The organism is Saccharopolyspora erythraea (genome assembly GCF_018141105.1).
GTDB classification, from domain to species: Bacteria; Actinomycetota; Actinomycetes; order Mycobacteriales; family Pseudonocardiaceae; genus Saccharopolyspora_D; species Saccharopolyspora_D erythraea_A.
This window is the reverse complement of the sequence record NZ_CP054839.1, coordinates 8,120,117-8,139,609: the sequence shown is the minus strand read 5'-3', so window position 1 is coordinate 8,139,609 and position 19,493 is coordinate 8,120,117. Positions and strand designations below refer to the sequence as shown.

19 protein-coding genes are annotated in these 19,493 nt (G+C 71.2%); 13 read left to right on the top strand and 6 right to left on the bottom strand.

The features are described 5' to 3' along the window. Positions 1-379 precede the first annotated feature (379 nt). The 3 genes from HUO13_RS36745 (at position 380) to HUO13_RS36735 (ending at position 1,903) form a co-directional block, all read left to right on the top strand. On the top strand, positions 380-613 hold the full coding sequence (locus HUO13_RS36745) for a hypothetical protein (protein ID WP_211899409.1): 234 nt from the start codon (positions 380-382) through the stop codon (positions 611-613). Between the two features lie 58 nt (positions 614-671). Continuing rightward, complete coding sequence (locus tag HUO13_RS36740; protein ID WP_211899408.1) at positions 672-1,169, top strand: pyridoxamine 5'-phosphate oxidase family protein; 498 nt, start codon at positions 672-674, stop codon at positions 1,167-1,169. Positions 1,170-1,276: 107 nt separating this feature from the next. Continuing rightward, positions 1,277-1,903, top strand: coding sequence for a C39 family peptidase (locus HUO13_RS36735; RefSeq protein ID WP_211899407.1), 627 nt, complete (start codon positions 1,277-1,279; stop codon positions 1,901-1,903). 60 nt (positions 1,904-1,963) lie between these two features. Here HUO13_RS36735 and HUO13_RS36730 read toward each other — a convergent pair whose 3' ends face one another. The 3 genes from HUO13_RS36730 to pdhA are packed head-to-tail and all read right to left on the bottom strand — an operon-like array spanning position 1,964 to position 5,591. Further along, positions 1,964-3,337, bottom strand: coding sequence for a dihydrolipoamide acetyltransferase family protein (locus tag HUO13_RS36730; protein ID WP_211899406.1), 1,374 nt, complete (start codon positions 3,335-3,337; stop codon positions 1,964-1,966). A gap of 11 nt (positions 3,338-3,348) precedes the next feature. Next, a complete protein-coding gene (locus HUO13_RS36725) occupies positions 3,349-4,365 on the bottom strand; it encodes an alpha-ketoacid dehydrogenase subunit beta (RefSeq protein ID WP_211899405.1) in 1,017 nt (338 codons plus the stop codon). Continuing rightward, complete coding sequence (pdhA, locus tag HUO13_RS36720; protein WP_211899404.1) at positions 4,365-5,591, bottom strand: pyruvate dehydrogenase (acetyl-transferring) E1 component subunit alpha; 1,227 nt, start codon at positions 5,589-5,591, stop codon at positions 4,365-4,367. Before pdhA ends, HUO13_RS36725 begins: the two co-directional genes overlap by 1 nt. 368 nt (positions 5,592-5,959) lie before the next feature. On the opposite strand from pdhA, the gene HUO13_RS36715 reads away from it, so the two are divergent. The 4 genes from HUO13_RS36715 (at position 5,960) to HUO13_RS36700 (ending at position 9,880) form a co-directional block, all read left to right on the top strand. After that, positions 5,960-6,631 (top strand): GOLPH3/VPS74 family protein, encoded by a 672-nt coding sequence (locus HUO13_RS36715; RefSeq protein WP_211899403.1) that lies wholly within the window; start codon positions 5,960-5,962, stop codon positions 6,629-6,631. 280 nt (positions 6,632-6,911) lie between these two features. Then, a complete protein-coding gene (locus HUO13_RS36710; RefSeq protein ID WP_432757872.1) occupies positions 6,912-8,339 on the top strand; it encodes a M20/M25/M40 family metallo-hydrolase in 1,428 nt (475 codons plus the stop codon). A 75-nt stretch (positions 8,340-8,414) separates the two neighbouring features. Continuing rightward, a complete protein-coding gene (locus HUO13_RS36705) occupies positions 8,415-9,233 on the top strand; it encodes an ABC transporter ATP-binding protein (protein WP_249124341.1) in 819 nt (272 codons plus the stop codon). Then, entirely contained in the window at positions 9,230-9,880 is a 651-nt protein-coding gene (locus HUO13_RS36700; RefSeq protein ID WP_211899400.1) for a hypothetical protein, read from the top strand. Before HUO13_RS36705 ends, HUO13_RS36700 begins: the two co-directional genes overlap by 4 nt. 7 nt (positions 9,881-9,887) lie before the next feature. On the opposite strand, the gene HUO13_RS36695 is transcribed toward HUO13_RS36700, so the two are convergent. Both HUO13_RS36695 and HUO13_RS36690 read right to left on the bottom strand, forming a co-directional pair. Continuing rightward, positions 9,888-10,067: a PspC domain-containing protein gene (locus HUO13_RS36695; RefSeq protein ID WP_211899399.1), complete on the bottom strand. Its 180-nt coding sequence runs from the start codon at positions 10,065-10,067 to the stop codon at positions 9,888-9,890. Positions 10,068-10,314: 247 nt separating this feature from the next. Beyond that, entirely contained in the window at positions 10,315-11,100 is a 786-nt protein-coding gene (locus tag HUO13_RS36690) for an endonuclease/exonuclease/phosphatase family protein (protein ID WP_211899398.1), read from the bottom strand. Positions 11,101-11,608: 508 nt separating this feature from the next. Between HUO13_RS36690 and HUO13_RS36685 the strand changes: the two genes are divergently transcribed. The 6 genes from HUO13_RS36685 (at position 11,609) to HUO13_RS36660 (ending at position 18,146) form a co-directional block, all read left to right on the top strand. Further along, positions 11,609-12,406, top strand: a complete 798-nt coding sequence (locus tag HUO13_RS36685; RefSeq protein ID WP_249124340.1) for an ABC transporter substrate-binding protein — start codon at positions 11,609-11,611, stop codon at positions 12,404-12,406. A gap of 106 nt (positions 12,407-12,512) precedes the next feature. Further along, positions 12,513-13,307 (top strand): amino acid ABC transporter permease, encoded by a 795-nt coding sequence (locus HUO13_RS36680; RefSeq protein ID WP_211903408.1) that lies wholly within the window; start codon positions 12,513-12,515, stop codon positions 13,305-13,307. Positions 13,308-13,318: 11 nt separating this feature from the next. Then, positions 13,319-14,083 carry an amino acid ABC transporter ATP-binding protein gene (locus tag HUO13_RS36675; RefSeq protein ID WP_282975557.1) on the top strand — a complete coding sequence of 255 codons (765 nt, stop codon included), beginning with the start codon at positions 13,319-13,321 and terminating at the stop codon, positions 14,081-14,083. A gap of 380 nt (positions 14,084-14,463) precedes the next feature. Next, positions 14,464-16,752: an oxidoreductase gene (locus HUO13_RS36670; protein WP_249124339.1), complete on the top strand. Its 2,289-nt coding sequence runs from the start codon at positions 14,464-14,466 to the stop codon at positions 16,750-16,752. Between the two features lie 155 nt (positions 16,753-16,907). Next, the gene (locus tag HUO13_RS36665; protein WP_211903405.1) at positions 16,908-17,717 is read left to right on the top strand and encodes an SGNH/GDSL hydrolase family protein; all 810 of its coding nucleotides are present in this window, start codon (positions 16,908-16,910) and stop codon (positions 17,715-17,717) included. Positions 17,718-17,819: 102 nt separating this feature from the next. Continuing rightward, complete coding sequence (locus tag HUO13_RS36660; protein ID WP_249124337.1) at positions 17,820-18,146, top strand: hypothetical protein; 327 nt, start codon at positions 17,820-17,822, stop codon at positions 18,144-18,146. A gap of 7 nt (positions 18,147-18,153) precedes the next feature. Here HUO13_RS36660 and HUO13_RS36655 read toward each other — a convergent pair whose 3' ends face one another. Next, positions 18,154-19,371, bottom strand: coding sequence for an ROK family transcriptional regulator (locus HUO13_RS36655; protein ID WP_211899396.1), 1,218 nt, complete (start codon positions 19,369-19,371; stop codon positions 18,154-18,156). Between the last annotated feature and the right edge of the window lie 122 nt (positions 19,372-19,493).

Below are 19,493 nucleotides of genomic sequence, written 5' to 3'. Positions count from 1 at the left end.
CGCACGACTCCGCGCGGCGGGCTCCTTTCCCTCATTCGGCCGCGTTGCGGAAGGCGGGAGTGGCGCTCGCCACGGTGCGGAATTGCACAAAGCCCGAGCGGGTTTGACCGAGAACAGGCAGGATTTCGTGGGCGCCATGCCCGCGCGGGTGGGCAGAAGCACTATCTGCCTCACCCGAACAGGTGAAAATGGGCGGCTGACGCGACACTGGCTCGGTCAGCGCGCGTCCCAACGGCGCGATCGGCCACGCGTGGAGCCGAACGCGCCCGGTGGGCCCATCGGGGAGGGACCACACCAAGCGCGACCGGGACCGGCGAGGGCTCGCGAGCCCCGGCCGGGACCGGGCACGGCTTCGAGAGCGAAACGGGAGGGCGAAGCGGTGAACACCACCCACGACCCGAAGACTCCGATCTTCGGAGAACTGAACAAGGAACTCGGCGAGCTGCCCGAGATCGACGTGCACGACTTCGACATGCACGCGTTCGACTTCATCCGCGAGGCGGAGGCCGAGAGCGCCAAGCGCCACGAGCAGGCGCAGGTCGCCGACTCCGAGAGCGCGACCGCGTCCGCGACCGCGGGCAAGAAGGGCGGCAGGCGCCGCAAGCAGGACTGATCGCGTCGCGCCCGCCGGGCGCGACGAACGGGCTTCACCGGTTCGCGCCGGTCTGTCGGTGATCGGTGCGAACCTGGTGCCCGTGGTCAGCTGGAAGCAGTTCTCCGCCGAGGAGCCGCGGATCGCCGCGGACGTGCGGCGGCGGTTTGGGGCGAGCAGGCACCACGTGCTCGCCACCCTGCGGCGGGACGGCTCGCCGCGACTCAGCGCCATCGAGGTCCACTGGCGCGACGACGTGCTGGAGCTGTGGTCGATGCCCGGCTCGCACAAGGCGCTCGACCTGCTGCGCGACCCCCGCATGTCGGTGCACGCCCAGCCCGGTGAGGCGAGCCTGGGCGAGCCCGACGTCAAGCTCTCCGGCAGGGCTCTCGAGGTCGCAGACCCCTCCGAGCGCCGTGCCTGGATCGAACGCGCGAAGCCCGCGAGCGAGGATTCCCACCTGTTCCGCGTGGAGATCACCGAGGTCGTCACCACGGGTGTGGACGAGGCCGCGGGTCACTTGCTGATCAAGCTGTGGCGGCCGTCGCGTGGCGTGGTGGTCTTCCGGCGCCACTGATCGGCGTCCGCACCATCCCGATTGCGCCGTCCGGGCGCTCCCGCCGTTGCTTGTCGTCGGAAAGCATGACGTTGTTCGTCAGAAGATCACGAGCAACGGAGACCAGCATGCGCCGACTCCTGGTCGTGGCCGCCACCGCGGTGCTGGCCGGGGCGCCCGCCCTGCCCGCCGCCACAGCCGCCCCCGAGGCACCCGCCCAGGTGCGGGTCGCGGCCGCGAAGTCCCTCGACGTCGACTACCAGGTGCAGGAGACCGGCTACTGGTGCGGCCCCGCCGCCACCCGCATCGCGCTGTCGGCCCGCACCGGCGACCTGCCCAGCCAGGAGACCCTCGCCGCCGAGCTCGGCACCACCGAGAACGGCACCGACCACATCTCGCAGGTGACCGGCGTGCTCAACAACCGGCTCTCCGGAACCGGCAGCGAGTACTCCACGGTCGAGATGCCCGACGATCCGCCGACCCAGGAGCAGAAGGACAAGCTCTGGAGCGACATCGTCGCCGACATCGACTCCGGGCACGCGATCGTGGCCAACATCGTCGCGCCGCCCGGCAACCAGCCGCCCGGCTACCCGCCCGGGCAGACGATCTACCACTACTTCACGGTCATCGGCTACGACAGCGAGAACATGACCGTGCACATCGCCGACCCGGCGTCGTTCTCCGGCAACCAGCTCTACTGGCTCAGCTTCGACCAGCTCTCGACGCTGATCCCGCCGAAGGGCTACAGCGCCTGACGCCTCACGCGCGAAAGGGCCCCTCGTCCAAAGCGGAACGAGGGGCCCTTTTCGCGTGCGTCAGTAGGTGATCGCCATGCTCGGGTCCGACAGCAGCGCCCCGACGTCGGCGAGGAACTGCGAGCCCTGCTGGCCGTCGACCACGCGGTGGTCGAAGCTCAGCGCGAGCTGGCAGACCTTGCGCGGCACGACCTGGCCGTCGACCACCCACGGCATGTCCCGGACCGCCCCGAACGCCAGGATCGCCGACTCCCCGGGGTTGAGGATCGGGGTCCCGGTGTCGACGCCGAACACGCCGACGTTGGTGATCGTGATCGTCCCGCCGACCATGTCGCCCGGAGGCGTCCTTCCCTCGCGGGCGGTCGTGGTCAGCGAGTCCAGCGCCTCGGCCAGCTCCCGCAGCGACATGCCGTCGGCGTCCCGGATCTTCGGGACGACCAGACCGCGCGGTGTCGCCGCCGCGATGCCCAGGTGCACGTAGTCCTTGTAGACGATCTCGCCCGCCGCTTCGTCCCACGCGGCGTTCACATCCGGCGTGCGGCGCGCGGCGAGGCACAGCGCCTTCGCCGCGAACGCCAGCGGCGTGACCTTGACCCCGCGGAACTCGGGGTGGGACTTCAGCCGCTCGCGAAGCTCCATCATCGGCGTGACGTCGACGGTGAGGAACTCGGTGACGTGCGGTGCGGTGAAGGCGCTGCTGACCATCGCCTGCGCGGTGGCCTTGCGGACCCCCTTGATCGGCACGCGCCGCTCGCGGGCGCCCGGTGCCGCCGCCGGGGCGGCGGCCGGAGCCGCGGCGGAACGCACGTCGTCGCGGGTGATCACGCCGCCCTCGCCGGAGCCGGTGACCCCGTGCAGGTCGACCCCGAGGTCCTTGGCGAGCTTGCGCACCGGCGGCTTGGCCAGCGGCACGTACCCGCCGTTGCGCGCGGGCGCCGACGGCTGGGCGGGCACGTGGACCTCGGTGGCGGCGGGCGGCTCGGCGGTAGCCGGCGGCTCGGCCGTGACCGGCGGCTCGACGGGTGCGGCGGAAGCGGCGGGCGCGGACGCACCCTTGCGAGGACGGCGCTTCGCCGAGCTGGTCCGCGGCCCGTAGCCGACCAGCGTGGCGATCCGCCCGTTGGACTCCTCGCCGATCTTGCCCTCACCCTCGGCGGGGGCGGCCTCCTGCGGCGCCGCGGCGCCGGACGGGTCCAGGTCGATCGTGATGATCGGGGTGCCGACCTCCACCGTCTGACCGGTGTCGGCGAGCAGCTCGCTGACCTGGCCCGCGAACGGGCTCGGCAGCTCGACGGACGCCTTGGCCGTCTCGATCTCGACGATGATCTGGTTCACGGTGACCGCGTCGCCCGGCTTGACCTTCCAGTCCAGGATCTCGGCCTCGGTCAGCCCCTCGCCGACGTCGGGCAGCGGGAAGTGCTTGAGCTGTGGCATCGATGACTCCCTCAGAAGGCCAGCGAGCGGTCGACGGCGTCGAGTACCCGGTCGAGGTCGGGCAGGAAGCCCTCCTCCAGCTTGCTCGGCGGGTACGGGGTGTCGAAGCCGGTCGTCCGCAGCACCGGCGCCTCCAGCGAGTAGAAGCACTCCTGCTGCACCCGGGTCGCGATCTCGGAGGTGATCGACGCCTCCGGTGGCGCCTCGCTGACCACCACCAGCCTGCCGGTGCGCCGCACCGACTCGTAGACCGGGCCGAGGTCCAGCGGCGACAGCGTGCGCAGGTCGACGACCTCCAGGTCGTGGCCGTCCTCCTCGGCGGCGTTGGCCGCCTCCAGGCAGGTGCGCACCATCGGACCGTAGGTGGCCAGCGTCAGCGACGACCCCTGCCGCAGCACCCGCGAGGAGAACAGCGGTGCGGGCTCGGCGGCCGGGTCCAGCTCGGCCTTCTCGTAGTAGCGGCGCTTCGGCTCGAAGAACAGCACCGGGTCGTCGCACTCGATGGCCTGCTGGAGCATCCAGTAGGCGTCCACGGCGTTGGAGCAGGAGACCACCTTCAGCCCGCCGATGTGGGCGAACAGCGACTCCGGGGACTCCGAGTGGTGCTCCACGGCGCCGATGCCGCCGCCGAAGGGCACCCGCACGACCACCGGCATCTTCAGCCTGCCCTGGCTGCGGAAGTGCAGCTTGGCCAGCTGGGAGACGATCTGGTCGAAGCCGGGGAAGATGAACCCGTCGAACTGGATCTCGCACACCGGCCGGTAGCCGCGGATGGCCAGCCCGATCGCGGTGCCGATGATGCCGGACTCGGCCAGCGGCGTGTCCAGCACGCGGTGCTCGCCGAAGTCCTTCTGCAGGCCGTCGGTGACCCGGAACACGCCACCGAGCTTGCCCACGTCCTCGCCCATCACCAGGACCTTGGGGTCGCGTTCCATCGCGGCCCGCAGCCCGAGGTTGAGGCCCTTGGCGATGGTGACCGTCTGGGTGCCGGCGGGCGCTGTGGGGCGTTCCAGTGCAGGTGCGGCCATCAGTGCACACCTCCCGCGAGCGATTCGTCGGCGAAGCTGTCGAGGTAGCGCAGGTACTCCCGCTCCTGTTCGGCCAGCTGCGGGGTCTGCTCGGCGTAGACCTGGGAGAACATCCGCTGCGGCGGCGGGTCGGTCAGGTTGAAGCAGTAGTCGCGGAAGCGGGCGGCCAGCTCGTCGGACTCGGCCTCCACCGAGTCGAAGAAGTCCTGGCCCGCGATCTGCTCGCGCACCAGGTGCACCCGCAGCCGCTCGATCGGGTCCTTGAGCTTCCACGCCTCCAGCTCGTCGGCCAGCCGGTAGCGGGTGGCGTCGTCGGAGGTGGTGTGCGCGTCCATCCGGTAGGTGAACGCCTCCACCAGCACCGGGCCGTTGCCGTGGCGGCACTCGTCCAGCGCCCACTTCGAGACGGCCAGGCTGGCCAGCACGTCGTTGCCGTCCACCCGGATGCCGGGGAAGCCGTAGCCGGAGGCCCGCTGGTACAGCGGCACCCGGCTCTGGCGCTCGGTCGGCTCGGAGATCGCCCACTGGTTGTTCTGGCAGAAGAACACCAGCGGCGCGTCGTAGACCGCGGCCCACACCATCGCCTCGTGCACGTCGCCCTGGCTGGTGGCGCCGTCGCCGAAGAAGACCATCGTGGCCTCGCCGTCGTCGTCGCCGACCCGGCCGTCGAAGCGCTGGCCCATCGCGTAGCCGGCCGCGTTGAGGCACTGGTTGCCGATGACGATGGTGTAGAGGTGGAAGCCGGTGGCCATCGGGTCCCAGCTGCCGTGGTCGGTGCCCCGGAAGATGCCCAGCACCTCGGTCGGGTCCAGGCCGCGGCACCAGGCGACGCCGTGCTCGCGGTAGCTGGGGAATGCCATGTCCTGCGGCTTCAGCGCGCGTCCCGCGCCGATCTGGGCGGCTTCCTGGCCCAGCAGCGGGACCCAGATCCCGAGCTGGCCCTGCCGCTGGAGCGCGTTGCCCTCCCGGTCGGTGCGCCGCACCAGCACCATGTCCCGGTAGAGGTCGCGCAGCTGCGCGTCGGTGACGTCGATGTCGAAGTCCGGGTGCGAGACCCGCTCGCCCTCTGGGGTGAGGAGCTGCACCAGGTCAGCTCCGCCTTCGCTTGTCGCCCGCAAACCGGCGATCACCTGCTCCCGTGTGGGTTTGGCTGCGGTTGCGGCAGGTGGACCGGTGTCGGTGGCTTCGCCGGAGTGGCCTTCTCGCGTCCATCGTTCCGGGGACATGTGGATCTCCTCGTCTCGCGCCGGACGGCCGCTCGTGACGACCCGCCCGGCAAGCTCCGGCCGCGCTCCGCGGTGGACGTGGGTGGTCGCCCGCGGAACCCGGCCAAGCGTTGGATCGCTCCCCGCCATCCTGGCACGAAAACCGCCGAACCAGTGAGCCCTGCCACAGCGGCCGGCAGCCGGCGCGCACGCCCGCCACCAACCTGCCTACTGCACCGTAAAGTGCCGCCGATCCAGCTGAATTCCCAGGTCATCAAAGCAATGGAGGTCCGACTAACGCGGTTGGGACCATCGCGGTCCCGATACTGTGGGCCCCGGTTCGCACGATCGCCACTCGAGGGCTCCGCCGAGGCTGCACACTTGGGTGCATGAGCGAGCCGACCCTGAACCTCCCGGAGCAGTTCGTGCTGCTGCTCTACAAGTCCAACGGCAGCTACCGCAGCACCTGCGACCACACCGGCGCAGCCGAGCTGGGTGAGATGGTGCTGCGCGGCCGAGTCGAGTTCGAAGGCAAGAAGGTGCGGGTGGCCGACGACTCACCCACGGGGATCGACTGGGTTGACGAGGCCACGTCGTGGCTGGTGGCGAAGTCGGGGCCGAAGCAGAAGCCGGTCGACGCCGCGCGCTTCATCATGAGCCGCAGGTCCGCGCGCAAGACGCACTGCGCCGCGCTGGTGCAGCGGGGCGTGTTCCGCGAGGAGAAGAAGACCTTCCTCGGCTTTCCCGCCGACCGCCACTACCCCGATCAGGCGATGCAGCAGGCGCTGCTCGCGGAGCTGCACCAGGTCGCCTTACAGCAGCGGGACCCCGACGACCGGCTCGCGCTACTCGCCTCCCTGGTCCACGCGACGGGCCTGGCGCACTCGCTGCGCTTCGACCGCCCCGAGCGCAAGCGGCTGAAGGAGATCAGCAAGGGCGAGAACCTCGGCAAGGCGGTACAGGCCGTGATCGCCTCCACCGTGGCCGTGATCGGCGCGGCCACGACCGCGTCCGCGGGCAACGGCGGCGGCGGAGACGGCGGCGGAGGCGGCGGGGCCTGACCCGTGGCCGGGCTCGGCCCGACCGCCCAATCCGGCTTCGCCCACCCGGGGCGAAGCCGGCCGTCGCGGCCGGGGAGCTGGACGAGCTCCTCGGCCGGCTGCTGGCCTACGGGAGCCCGATGCGCCTGGTCCGGTGCGGCATGATCGACCCGCTGGGGCTGGCCATCGCCTGAATCCTCGCCGTGCGGACCGCCCACCGGGCGGGCGCGCGCCGCTCATGGCTCAGCCCGCGTGTCGGCTTCCCGTCGCGGGCGGCCGGACGGGGCCGGAGCGGCATATCATCGCGCCCGTGGATCACGCAGCAGTGAAGCGAACCGTTGAGGACACCTGGGACGCCTCGGTCGTGCCGAGCCTGTCCGAGCTGGTCCGGGTGCCCGCGCTGTCCCCGGCCTTCGACGCGGGGTGGGCCGCCTCCGGGCATCTCGACGCCGCCGTCGCGCACGTGCGGGAGTGGATCGCCGCACGCGGCATCCCGGGCGCGAAGCTCGACGTGGTGCGGTTGCCGGGCCGGACCCCGCTGCTGCTGGTCGACATCCCCGCCACCGGCGGCGGGAGCGACGACGAGACCGCGCTGCTGTACGGCCACCTCGACAAGCAGCCGCCCGTCGGCGGCTGGTCGGAGGGCCTGGGGCCGTGGACGCCGGTGGTGCGCGACGGCCGCCTCTACGGCCGCGGCTCCGCCGACGACGGCTACGCCGGGTACGCCGCCATCACGGCGATCGAGGCGGTCCGGGCGCACAGCGGTGCGCACGCCCGCTGCGTCGTGCTGCTGGAGACCGGCGAGGAGTCCGGCAGCCCCGACCTGCCCGCCTACCTGGAGCACCTCTCCGACCGGCTGGGCCGGGTGTCGCTGGTGGTGTGCCTGGACTCCGGTGGCGGCGACTACGAGCGGCTGTGGCTGACCACGTCGCTGCGCGGCATGGCGGGCATGGACGTCCGGGTCCAGGTGCTCGACCAGGGGCAGCACTCCGGGATCGTCAGCGGCATCGTGCCCAGCAGCTTCCGCGTTCTGCGCCTGCTGCTCGACCGCCTGGAGGACCCGGCGACCGGCGAGGTCCTGGTGCCCGAGCTCAACGCCGAGATCCCGCCGAACCGGGTCGCCGAGACCAAGGCCGCCGTCGAGGCCGTGCCGGGGATGGTGCGCGGCAGCGTGCTGCTGTCCGAGGGCGTCCAGCCGGTGACCGACGACGAGGTCGAGCTGGCCCTCAACAGCACGTGGCGCCCGACGCTCTCGGTGATCGGTGCCGACGGTCTGCCGTTGCCCGCCGACGCGGGCAACGTGCTTCGCCCGTTCACGACGCTCTCGCTCAGCTTCCGGCTGCCTCCCACCGTCGACGCCGACGCGGCACTGCGCGCGGTCGAGCAGCGGCTCACGACCGACGTGCCCTACGGCGCCCGCGTCACCATCGAGCACAGCGAGGCCGGGCCGGGCTGGAACGCCCCGGACACCGCGCCGTGGCTGCGCGCGGCCCTCGACGACGCGAGCGCGGACGTCTTCGGCAGCGGATGGCGCACGATGGGGCTGGGCGGTTCGATCCCGTTCATGGGCCTGCTGCACAGCGTGTACCCGGACGCGCAGTTCGTCGTCACCGGCGCGCTCGGGCCGGACAGCAACGCGCACGTGCCCGACGAGTCGCTGAACCTCGGCTTCGCCGCGAAGGTGACCACCGCGGTCTCCTACGTCCTGGACGCCCACGCCCGGCGCTGAGCAGCCGAACCCGCCCCTCCCTCAAACTTGCCCGGATACGGCCGCGGCGGCGGTTCGCGGACTATGTTTGGCGGCGTGGAGTCCACTTCGCTGCTTCGGCTGCACGGGGTCACGAAGCGCTACGGCTCCGGCGTCCAGGTCCTCCGCGGCGTCGACCTCGTGCTCGAACCCGGGCAGGTGACGGGAATCCTCGGCGCCAACGGCTCCGGCAAGTCGACGCTGCTGCGCATCCTGGCCGGGCTGTCGCGGCCGTCGTCGGGCCGGATCACCGGGCACCCCACCACCTCCTACGTGCCCGACCGGTTCCCCGCGCGCCAGCGCATGAGCGCCCGTGCGTACCTGTGCCACATGGGACGCGTGCGCGGGCTGCGCACCGCAGAGGTCAGGGCGCGCGCCGAGCACTGGCTGGTGCGCTTCGACCTCGCAGGCGGCCCGGCGACGCCGCTGCGCGAGCTGTCCAAGGGCAACGCCCAGAAGGTCGGGCTCGCCCAGGCGCTGCTGGAGCGGCCCGACCTGCTCGTGCTCGACGAGCCCTGGTCGGGACTGGACCTCGCGGCCCGCGAGGTGCTGGCGGAGGTGATCGGCGAGGTGCGGGCCGAGGGGACCGCGGTGGTGTTCACCGACCACCGGCCGGCGTTCGCGCGCACGCCCGCCACCAGCACGCACCGGCTCGTCGGTGGCAGGCTGGTCGCCGTGGCGGGTGCCGAACCGACGGCCCGGGTGCTGCTCTCGGGAGGGCGCCCGGTCGACTGGAAGGCGCAGACCGGTGTGGTCGAGCACCACGGCGACGACCAGGAGGTGACGCTGACCGTGCGGGTCTCCGAGCGCGAGGCGGTGCTGACGACCGCGATCCGCGCGGGTTCGTCGGTGCTCTCGGTGGAGCAGGCTCGTTGATCGCACTGGTCAGGTACCAGCTCGCCGCGCTGGGCCACTCCCAGCGCTACGTCGCGCCCGTGCTGCTCTACATCGGCGTGGTCGGCATGCTCCACCAGGACAACCGGGGCGCGGTGCTGCCGGTGTTCGCGGTGACGGCGGGCGCGCTGCTGGTCGTCGCGGGCTGGCTGACGATCGCGCTCGTCGACGTCGAGGATCCGGTGCAACGCATGGTCACCCAGGCCCACGCCGGGTCGCCGTACCGGCCGACGGTCTCGGCGTCGGCGGCGGTGCTGACGTGCTCGGCGGCTCTCGGCGCGGTGCCGGTGGTGTGGTCGGCGCTGGCGCACGATCCGCGGCCGACCGGTCCGGAGCTGCTGACCGGGGCGCTCGCGCATCTCGCGTGCGCGGCGGTGGGGATCGCGCTGGCGCTGCCGTGCTCGCGGCTGCTGGTGAGCGGGCTCGGCCGCACGCTGGTGCTCTCGGCGGTCCTGTTCTCGACCGTGCTGCTGGCCAGGTGGGTGCCGCTCGTCTTCCCGCTGCTGCACGCGATGAACTCCGGGCTCCCCAGCCCGGCCTTGCTCGGGTGGACGGGGCTCGCCGCGAGCGCGGTGCTCGCGGCGAGCGTCCTGCTGACCGCGAACGTCGCGGCCAGGCGCGTCGGCTAGCGGGCCGTCAGTGGCTCTTGGGGATCAGGATCCAGAGGACGATGTAGACCAGCACCTGCGGGCCGGGCAGCAGGCACGACAGGATGAACAGGAATCGGACCAGGCCCCGCGACATGCCGAAGCGGTCCGCGATGCCGGCGCACACGCCGGCGATCCGCTTGCCGTGCTGGGGGCGGGTGAGCTTCATTTCCGGATGCCTTTCGCCGTTGGTGCTTCAATCGTCGGCCCGGGGAGCCGACCGCACCTCATGGTGGTACCCGGATTTCAGCCTCCGGCAACCCCTAGGTGCGGCCGGCGGCGAGGGGGCGCGGCTCAGGCGAACCCGGAGGGCACGAAGCCGCGCAGCAGGTCGGCGGCGCATGGGACGCCGGTGCGAGCCCAAGGGCGGCTCCCGCGACGTCCGGCGCCCCCGCCGTGGCGGAGGCGCCGAACCGTCAGCGCGCGAGCTCGACGAGGAAACCGGGGTGGTCGGAGCCCTCGATGGGCAGGTTCTCGGTGCGCTCGAAGGCGAACGCGCCGGTGGCGAACACGTGCTGCATGGTGCCGTCGCCCTTGCTGTACCAGCCTTGCGGGACGCAGGAGCGCACGTCGGGGTTGCCGCCCTCGGCGAGGTTCAGGTCCCCGCCCAGCAGCGTCACGGCACCGAGACCGGCAGCGGCCTGGGCGAGCTCCACGCACTGCTGGGCGGCGACGTTGCCGTCCGCGGAGAGCTGTCCCGTGCACGTGGCGAACCTAGAGAACGGCGCGCACAGCAGCACCCGCGCCTCCTCGCCGCCGTCCTGCGCGGCGAACTGCTTCTCGGCCAGACCGTCCACCAGCGCCCCGTGGTCGGGATGGGCCAGCACCGCCACGCCGTAGTCGCCGCGGCCCTCCGAACAGGGCTGGGGCGCCCCGGTGACCTTGTTGCCGACCGGGGTGAACTCCGCGGTGTAGCCGGTCTCGTGCGTGAGGCGCGTGATGTCGGGTGCGCAGACCTCGTTGAGCGTCACCACGTCCGGACGCCGCTGCTTGATCGCGGCGATCGCGGAGTCGACGGACCTGCCCGCCGAGTAGCAGTGTGCGAACCCACCGTTGCAGAGGTTGAGCTGGAGCACGTCGAACGAAGCCGCCTTCGGCGCCTCGGCCTGGGCCGGGGTCGCGAAGGCGGTCGCGATCGCGGCCAGCACGGCCACCAGGACCGCAGCCGACCGCCGCCGTCCCGCTGTGACGGCACGCATCATCCTTACCTCCTCCGTGGTTGTGCGCTTTCGGGCACCGCCCGGTCCGCGGACGGTCCACGAGGAGTGTTGTCAACTCGTGATGTGCGCCTCGACCGCCATCTGGCCTAGCTCGGTGCGCACACCTGTCGGGAAGCACTCGAACGACCGTGATGATCACCTACCGTGACGGTCGATTCTGGCTGCCACGAACGCCCCACCAGCCCCTCGCACCGCTTGAGTAACGCGTTCGACACTGCTGTTGACCGGTGGCATGCGTCACACGAAACTGAAGTCCTCCACCACCGACAACACAACAACCGGCCGGAACGGAAGCGGAAACGCGCAAGAACTGTGTCGTCGGGGTGGTTGGCCCACAGAGTTTCCACTTCGGGCAGCCCGCACGGACCGGGCGGCTGCGAAAACTTGACGGGTTCGCAATACGCAGGACTGGGATTGCGCCCATTCGAGTGGCAATATTCCGGAACTCGCGTTCTCACCTACTAGGAGTGACACCGTGGCGCGTCGGACGATGAAACGAGCGGCAGCCGTGCTGCCCGCCCTGGCACTGGTGTTCGGGCTGGCGGGCTGCGCCCAGCCGACCACCGGCGGCGGCGGTACCGCGGCGGGCGGGGTGCAGCTGATCGAGAGCGGTCACCTGACCACCTGCACGCACATGGACTACAAGCCGTTCCAGTTCCACGACCAGGGCAAGATCGTCGGCTTCGACGTGGACCTGGTCGACCTGATCGCCCGGGACCTCGGAGTGCAGCAGAAGATCGTGGACACCCCGTTCGAGGGCATCCAGTCCGGTGAGGACCTCAACACCCGCCGCTGCGACGTCGCCGCGGCCGCCATGAGCATCACCGACGTCCGGGAGCAGAACTTCGACTTCTCCGACCCGTACTTCGATGCCACGCAGGCGCTGCTGACCAAGAAGGGCTCCGGCCTCAACAGCCTCCAGGCCCTGCGCGGCAAGAAGCTCGGCGTGCAGCTCTCGACGACCGGTGAGACCTACGCCAACGAGAACAAGGCCGCCAACGGCTACGAGGTCGTCCAGTTCGAGGACCTGCCGCTGTCGGTGACCGCCGTGCAGACCGGTCAGATCGACGCGGCCATCAACGACAACAGCGTGCTGGGCGACTTCATCAAGAACAACCCCGAGGTGGAGATCACCACCGAGTTCACCACCGGCGACCAGTACGGGATCGGGGTCGCCACCGGCAACGAGGCGCTACGCAACGCGGTGAACCAGTCGCTGAAGAAGATGAAGGAGAACGGCGAGTACGACGCGATCTACCAGAAGTGGTTCGGCAAGTTGCCGGAGTGACCTCCAGCGCTGCTGGGACCGCGGGGCCGGCGGGTGGAGCCGCCGGCCCCGACCACTGACAGGAGATTCGATGACAACCCAACTCGAGCGGCCGGCCAGGGCGGGCATGGGCCGCAGGCAGCGGGCGCGGCTCAACCGCGGGATCCAGTACGCGGTGCTGGTCGTGGCGGTCGTGCTCGCTGCCGTGCTGGCCGACTGGGGCTCGATCGTCCGCGCGTTCTTCAACGTCGAGGTCGCGATCGCGCAGTTCCCCGCCGTGATCACCACCGCGCTGGTCAACACCGTCGTCTACACCGTGCTCGGCTTCGCTTTCGGTCTCGCGCTGGGCGTCGTGCTGGCGCTGATGAAGCTTTCGCCGGTGGGGCCGTACCGCTGGCTCGCCACCGCCTACATCGAGCTGTTCCGAGGGCTGCCCGCGCTGCTGGTGTTCATCGCGCTGGGCTTCGGTGTGCCGATCGCGTTCCAGATGCGCTTCGACATCTACTCGACCGTGATGCTGGCGCTGGGCCTGGTCGGTGCCGCCTACATGGCCGAGACGATCCGCGCTGGCGTGCAGGCGGTGCCGCGCGGCCAGGTCGAGGCGGCGCGCTCGCTGGGGATGTCGCCGACCCGGACCATGCTGACCGTCGTCATGCCGCAGGCGTTCCGGATCATCCTGCCGCCGCTGACCAACGAGCTGATCCTGCTGACCAAGGACTCGTCGCTGGTCTACCTGCTCGGTCTGGCCAGCAACGAGTACGAGCTGGCCAAGTTCGGCCGCAACGCGCTCAACGAGTACGCCTCGCTGACCCCGCTGCTGGTCGCCGGGCTGTGCTACCTGATCATCACCATTCCGCTGTCCCGGGTGTCCAACGTGCTCGAGCGCAAGTACGGCGGCGGCGTTTCCGCCACCACCCAGTGAGGAGACCGAGCATGAGCGACGTGATGATCGAGATCTCCGGGCTGCGCAAGGCGTTCGGCTCGCTGGAGGTGCTGCAAGGGGTCGACCTGCGGGTCGGCCGCGGCGAGGTGGTCTGCGTGATCGGGCCTTCCGGTTCCGGCAAGTCCACGCTGCTGCGCTGCGTGAACCTGCTGGAGGAGCCGACCGACGGCAAGGTCGTGGTGGACGGTGCCGAGCTCACCGACCCCGACGCCGACCTCGACGCCGCGCGCAGGCACATCGGCATGGTCTTCCAGCAGTTCAACCTCTTCTCGCACCTGACGGTCGGGGAGAACCTGACCGTCGCCCAGCGCAAGGTGCTCCGCCGCGGCAGGACCGAGGCCGAGCGGATCGCCCGCGAGAACCTGGCCCGCGTCGGGCTGTCGGAGAAGGAGCGGTCGATGCCGTCCCAGCTCTCCGGCGGTCAGCAGCAGCGCGTGGCCATCGCGCGGGCACTGGCGATGAACCCGCACGTGATGCTCTTCGACGAGCCGACCTCTGCGCTGGACCCCGAGCTCGTCGGCGATGTGCTCGGGGTGATGCGCCAGCTCGCCAACGACGGGATGACCATGCTGGTCGTCACGCACGAGATGCAGTTCGCGCGCGAGGTCGCCGACCGGGTGCTGTTCATGGACGGGGGCGTGATCGTCGAGCAGGGGCCGCCCGCGGAGGTCATCGGCGCCCCGAAGCAGGAGCGGACGCGCACCTTCCTCGCCCGCGTCCTCGATCCCACCCACACGAGGGCAAGAGCCGAGTGAGCGCACGGCCGTGCCGGGATCTCCACCCGGCACGGCCGTTTCGTTTCACGTGGAACCACACCGCCGCACGGCCCGCCGCGGAAGCGACGATCGGCGGTCGTGGCGAGTTCGATCAAGTTCAACTCGATGTTCCGTTTTCCGGGGCCGGCGAAAGCGCTTTCCGCGATCACGACCCGGGTGTCCAGAGTGGGCGTGACGGCCCGCGCGGCGGCGAATCGACTGGTCGGTGGCCCTTCCTCCGAACGGTTCCACGCCATACCAGGATCTTCGGCCATCTCGGTGCAGTAATCGCCAACCGCAACTGATCGGCCGCGCCACGCGTCATATTGGTAGTGGTGGTTGATCGACTACCGTTCGTGTGAGTCGTCGGTTCGACAGCGATGGAGCATCGAGTGCCGGGCAGGCCGTGGGACAACAACGGGCCGCTGACCGCGGCCGAGCAGCGCTTCGACGAGCTGCTCAGGCAGGGCAGGTCGGAGGTCCGGCGCAGCGACGAGTCCGTCCGCACGCTCGACGTGCACGCGACGAACTTCGCCAGGGAGCGGGAGATCCGCGGCGACTACCTGAGCCGCAGGCTGATCGACTCGCTGGAGGAGGGCGGCTGGCGCCCCTTCAGCAAGCGCAGCGCCCAGCAGCTGGTCATCCCGATCGAGAACGCGGTCATCACCGGCCAGGTCGACCTGCGCGCCGCGGAACTGCCGTACCTGCTGGAGTTCGTGCACTGCCGTTTCGAGCACGCCCCCGACCTGCGGCAGACGCGGCTGGCCGGGCTCGTGCTGTGGCACTGCCGGTTCCCCGGCATCAACGCGCGGAACCTGAGCGTCACCAACGACACGGTTCTGCGCAACTGCAACAGCATCGGCGGGATCGTCGACATCGCCGACGCCGACCTCGGCGGTTCACTGGTGCTCAACGACAGCGAGCTGCGCAACCCCGGCGCGCGTGCGGTCTACGGCGACCGCCTCTCGGTCGGCGGTGCCCTGCTGGGAATCCGCTTGCAGGTCGCGGGCGAGATCCGCATCCCCGGCGCCAAGGTCGGCGGCAACCTGACGCTTTCCGGTGGCGCGCTGCGGAACCGCGGCCGCTACGCGCTCAACGGCACCGGCATCCAGATCGGCGGCTCGCTGCGGCTCGACGTCGACCCGCTGACGCGCAGGCCGTTCACCGTCGCGGGCAAGATCTTCCTGCCCAGCGCGCACATCTCCGGCGACCTGCGGATGCGCGACGCCGTCCTCGAACCCGGCGTCAGCCCGCCGCGCCGCGGCGAGTCCAAGTACGACGACCCGACCAGCACCCTGATCGCCGACCGCAGCGAGGTGCGCGGCGACGTGCAGCTCGACCAGGGCTTCCGCAGCGGCGGCACGATCCGCATGGTCAGCGCGACGGTCGGCGGCGACCTGCGGATGTCGGGCGCGCAGATCGACCTCGGCTGGCTGCGCTCGCCGAGGGCGTCGGTGGAGGAGCCGCTGCGCGCGGTGCACATCGACGGCACCCAGGTACTGGGCAACCTGGAGGCCACCAAGGTCGAGTTCCGCGGCCAGTTCCGGATGACCGACGTCCGGGTCGGCGGCAGCTTCCAGGTCAACAAGGCCAAGCTCGACGGGCCTCGCACCGACGTGCTGCTGGCCAGCAGGGTCGTCGTGGGCAGCAACCTGGACGCCCGCGACGCCGACATCACCGGCTCGATGCAGCTGCAGGGCGCCCAGGTCGGCGCGAACCTCGACCTGCGCTCCGCCTACCTGACCAAGCCCGCCTGGCACCGGCACCGGATGGCCTACAAGGCGTCGCTGGACCTGCGCGCGGCGCGCATCGAGCGCGACCTGGTCTGCGCGGAGGGCAGCAGGAAGTTCCGCGCCGAGGGCACGGTGCAGCTGCGGCGCGCGACGATCGGCAGGCAGCTCAACTTCTGGGGTTGCGTGCTGGGTGACGGCACGTCGACGACCGCCATCAACGCCTTCGGCGTGGTGACCCAGGAACTCACGCTGTTCCCTTCTGAACCGCCGCGCGGCCGGGTCACCCTGCGCCAGGCGCAATGCGAGCTGCTGGCCGACAACGCCGAGCTGTGGGACGCCACCGGCGGCGTCGACGTGGAGGACTTCAGCTACGAGAACTTCACGACGCCGTTCGAGATCGCCGACCACGACCGCGTGGAGGAGCGCCTGGCGTGGCTGCGGGCCACCACCGGCGGCAAGTACCAGCCGGGGCCCTACGACCAGCTTGCGAACGTGTTCCGGGGCAACGGAAACGAGGAGCACGCGGTCACGGTGCTGATCGAGAAGCAGTTGCGCCGCTACCAGGCGATCGCGAAGGCGACCCGGCCGGCGTTCCGCTGGACGGTGCGGTTGTGGAGCCTGCTCCAGCGCATCACGGTCAGCTACGGCTACCGCCCGCTGCGCGCGCTGGCCTGGCTGCTGCTGTTCGGCGTGGTGGGCACGGTGTGGTTCAGCTTCCACGAGCTGGTGCCCATCAACCAGGACGACCACCCGGTGTGGAACCCGCTTCTGTACACAGTGGACCAGCTGGTGCCGATCATCAACCTCGGCCACGACGGCATGTGGCAGGCGCGCGGGCACTCGCAGTGGATCACGGTGCTGCTCATCGCCGCGGGCTGGATCCTGGCGACCACGGTCGCCGCCGGTATAAGCCGGGGACTGCGCCGAGAGCGTTGATGCCACTCGGCGGAAGAGTGAACTTCGCCGAGGTCACCGGGTTTCTGTGCTACTTCCTAATGAGGTTCCGCCCAGCGCAGGAGGTCCTCGTGGGAGACCAGCTCGGCCGTCGCCTCGCCCGCACGGGTGTCGCGGCGGCTTTTTCGTTGACGTGCGTGTTCACCCCCGCGAGTGCGCAGGCGGCCGACGCGCTGGACTACGTCGCGCTGGGCGACTCGGCGGCGGCCGGTCCGCTCATCCCGGGCCGCGACCCGAACCTGGCCTGCCTGCGGTCGGGGTCGAACTACCCCGGTGTCGCCGCCCGCCTGCTCGGTGCGCGGCTGACCGACGTCACCTGTTCCGGTGCCGAGCTCAACGACCTCACCGGCAGGCAGCACGGCTTCGTGCCACCGCAGTTCGACGCGCTCGGGCCGCAGACGGACCTGGTGTCGGTGACCATCGGCGGCAACGACGCCGACCTGGTGCAGGCGGCCATCTCCTGCATCAACCTGCTGCCCGAACCGATCGGCCGGTCCTGCGCGGACGGCTTCACCTCCGGCGGCCGCGACGAGCTGGGCGCCCGCATCGACGCCGTCGCGCCGCGGTTCGGACAGGCCCTCGACGCGATCCGCGACCGCGCGCCGAACGCCGAGGTGGTCGTCGTCGGCTACGGCACCTACATCCGGCCGGGCGGCTGCTACCCGGTCCAGCCGATCTGGGCGCGTGACGCCGACTACGTCCAGGGCAGCGTGGACCGGCTCAGCGCGATGCTGCGAGCGGAGGCGGCCGGGCACGGCGCGAAGTTCGTCGACATCGGCCCGCTGAGCAGGGGCCACGACACCTGCGCCGCCCCGTCGGAGAAGTACTTCGAGGGTGTGATCCCGACCTCGATAGCCGCGCCGCTGCACCCGAACGCCAACGGCATGCGCGCCTTCGGCCAGGCACTGTCCGAGGCGGTGCGCTCGGAGGCACAGCCGGTGAGCTGACCGCGCTCGACGCCCCTGAACGGGCCTGTGACGTCCTCCCCGCACCGGGTCGCGATGCCGGAAGTGTTCGTGCCGGTCGGGGTTCTGGGGCACGCTGGAGGCATGTCCACACCTGCCGCCTCGACGTCATCCGATCCGCTGTCGGCGGTGCTCGGCGCCGTCGCACGCCACGCCGCGACGCAGTTCCGCGACCGCAACCTCGTCGTGCGCAAGCGCGGCACGGTGCACGCGGTCGCCTGGACCCGGTGGATGGGCGGCCACGAGCTGCCCGCACCCGCCTGCCACGTCGGCGTCGCGGGCTGGGCCGTGGAGGACGTCCACCCCACCCGCGACCCGGTGACGTGCAAGCTCTGCCTGCGCCGCACCACCGGCGCACCGCCCGCCACCGACGCGGACACGGCGGGACAGCTCGCGTTGGAGCTGAGCTGACGCCGAGCTACGAGCCGAGCAGCGTGGCCAGGCGCGGTGAGTACGCGTGGTCGAGCACCAGCGACGCCGCCCCGACCGCGCCCGCGTCCTCGCCGATGAGTGCCGTGCGCACGCGCACCGGCCGCACCGCCGGCGCCCACACGTGCGCGGCGAGGGTCTTCTCCACCCGCGACCGGATCAGGTCCTCGACGTGGCGCAACGCAGGCCCGCCGAGCACGACGTGGTCGACGTCGAGCACGCTCACCACCGTCGCCAGCGCCTGCCCCAGCCTGGTCGCGGCCTGCCGCAGCAGGCGGACCGCCGTCGCGTCACCACCGGCCGCCGCACGGCAGATCTCCTCGTAGTCGGCCGAAACCGAAGCGCCCCCGGGGCTCCCGGTGGCCGACACCCACTCCTCGACGATCGCCCGCATCGAGCAGTAGGCCTCCAGGCAGCCGCGTTTTCCGCAGGAGCACGCCCGTCCGGCGCCGCCTCCGTTGACGTGCCCGATCTCGCCCGCGTTGTTGCTGGCGCCGCGGTGCACCTGGTCGCCGAGCACGACCCCGACGCCAACGCCGGCGCCGAGGTACACGTAGACGAACGAGCCCCGGCGCGCCTTGCCCGCCGCCCAGCGCTCGCCGATCGCCGCGGCCGTGGCGTCGTTGTCCATCACGACCGGCATACCCGCCCGCTGCTCCACGAGGTCGGCCAGCGCGACGTCGTCCCAGCCCGGGAGGTTCGGCGGCCCCAGCACCCTGCGGTGGTCGGCGTCGAGCGGTCCCGGCACGGCCAGCCCGGCCCCGAGCACGCGCGACTCGTCGATGCCCGAACGCCGCACCAGCTGCTTCAACGTCCGGGTCAGGGCCGCGGCGACGGTCGCCGGTGAGGCGTCCCGCGGCACGCGGCGGCGGCTGCGCAACCGCACACCGCCCGCCAGGTCGAGCAGGACTCCGGTGATGGACTCGGGATCCAGGTGCAGCCCCACCGACGAGTACGCGTCGGGCACCACGCGCAGCAGCACCCGCCGCTTTCCGCCGGTGGAAGGCGCGTGGCCGTTCTCCGCGACGAGGCCGTCGGCCATCAGCGCCCGCACGATGTTGGACATCGTCTGCGCGGTCAGCCCGGTGCGTTCGGCGAGTTCGACGCGGCTCACCTCGCCGTGGGCCCGGATCGTGTCGAGCACGACCGCGCGGTTGAAACCGCCGACCCGCGGCAGGTTGGTGCCCTGCCAGAACTCATGAGGCATCGGTGCTCTCCCGAGTGGCTGCGCTGGAACGGACGACGAGGTGGACACCCTGGCAGACCGGGCCCGTTCCCGGAACAGCCCGCGGACCTCGGAGGACAAGATCGTTGACTTGCTTCATCGAA

Excerpts from the sequence above, each read along its gene's own strand:
- HUO13_RS36735 (WP_211899407.1), top strand. The coding sequence starts at position 1,277 with ATGCGCCGACTCCTGGTCGTGGCCGCCACCGCGGTGCTGGCCGGGGCG.
- HUO13_RS36730 (WP_211899406.1), bottom strand. The coding sequence starts at position 3,337 with ATGCCACAGCTCAAGCACTTCCCGCTGCCCGACGTCGGCGAGGGGCTG.
- HUO13_RS36725 (WP_211899405.1), bottom strand. The coding sequence starts at position 4,365 with ATGGCCGCACCTGCACTGGAACGCCCCACAGCGCCCGCCGGCACCCAG.
- pdhA (WP_211899404.1), bottom strand. The coding sequence starts at position 5,591 with ATGTCCCCGGAACGATGGACGCGAGAAGGCCACTCCGGCGAAGCCACC.
- HUO13_RS36715 (WP_211899403.1), top strand. The coding sequence starts at position 5,960 with ATGAGCGAGCCGACCCTGAACCTCCCGGAGCAGTTCGTGCTGCTGCTC.
- HUO13_RS36695 (WP_211899399.1), bottom strand. The coding sequence starts at position 10,067 with ATGAAGCTCACCCGCCCCCAGCACGGCAAGCGGATCGCCGGCGTGTGC.
- HUO13_RS36690 (WP_211899398.1), bottom strand. The coding sequence starts at position 11,100 with ATGATGCGTGCCGTCACAGCGGGACGGCGGCGGTCGGCTGCGGTCCTG.
- HUO13_RS36685 (WP_249124340.1), top strand. The coding sequence starts at position 11,609 with ATGAAACGAGCGGCAGCCGTGCTGCCCGCCCTGGCACTGGTGTTCGGG.
- HUO13_RS36680 (WP_211903408.1), top strand. The coding sequence starts at position 12,513 with ATGGGCCGCAGGCAGCGGGCGCGGCTCAACCGCGGGATCCAGTACGCG.
- HUO13_RS36675 (WP_282975557.1), top strand. The coding sequence starts at position 13,319 with ATGAGCGACGTGATGATCGAGATCTCCGGGCTGCGCAAGGCGTTCGGC.
- HUO13_RS36670 (WP_249124339.1), top strand. The coding sequence starts at position 14,464 with ATGGAGCATCGAGTGCCGGGCAGGCCGTGGGACAACAACGGGCCGCTG.
- HUO13_RS36660 (WP_249124337.1), top strand. The coding sequence starts at position 17,820 with ATGTCCACACCTGCCGCCTCGACGTCATCCGATCCGCTGTCGGCGGTG.
- HUO13_RS36655 (WP_211899396.1), bottom strand. The coding sequence starts at position 19,371 with ATGCCTCATGAGTTCTGGCAGGGCACCAACCTGCCGCGGGTCGGCGGT.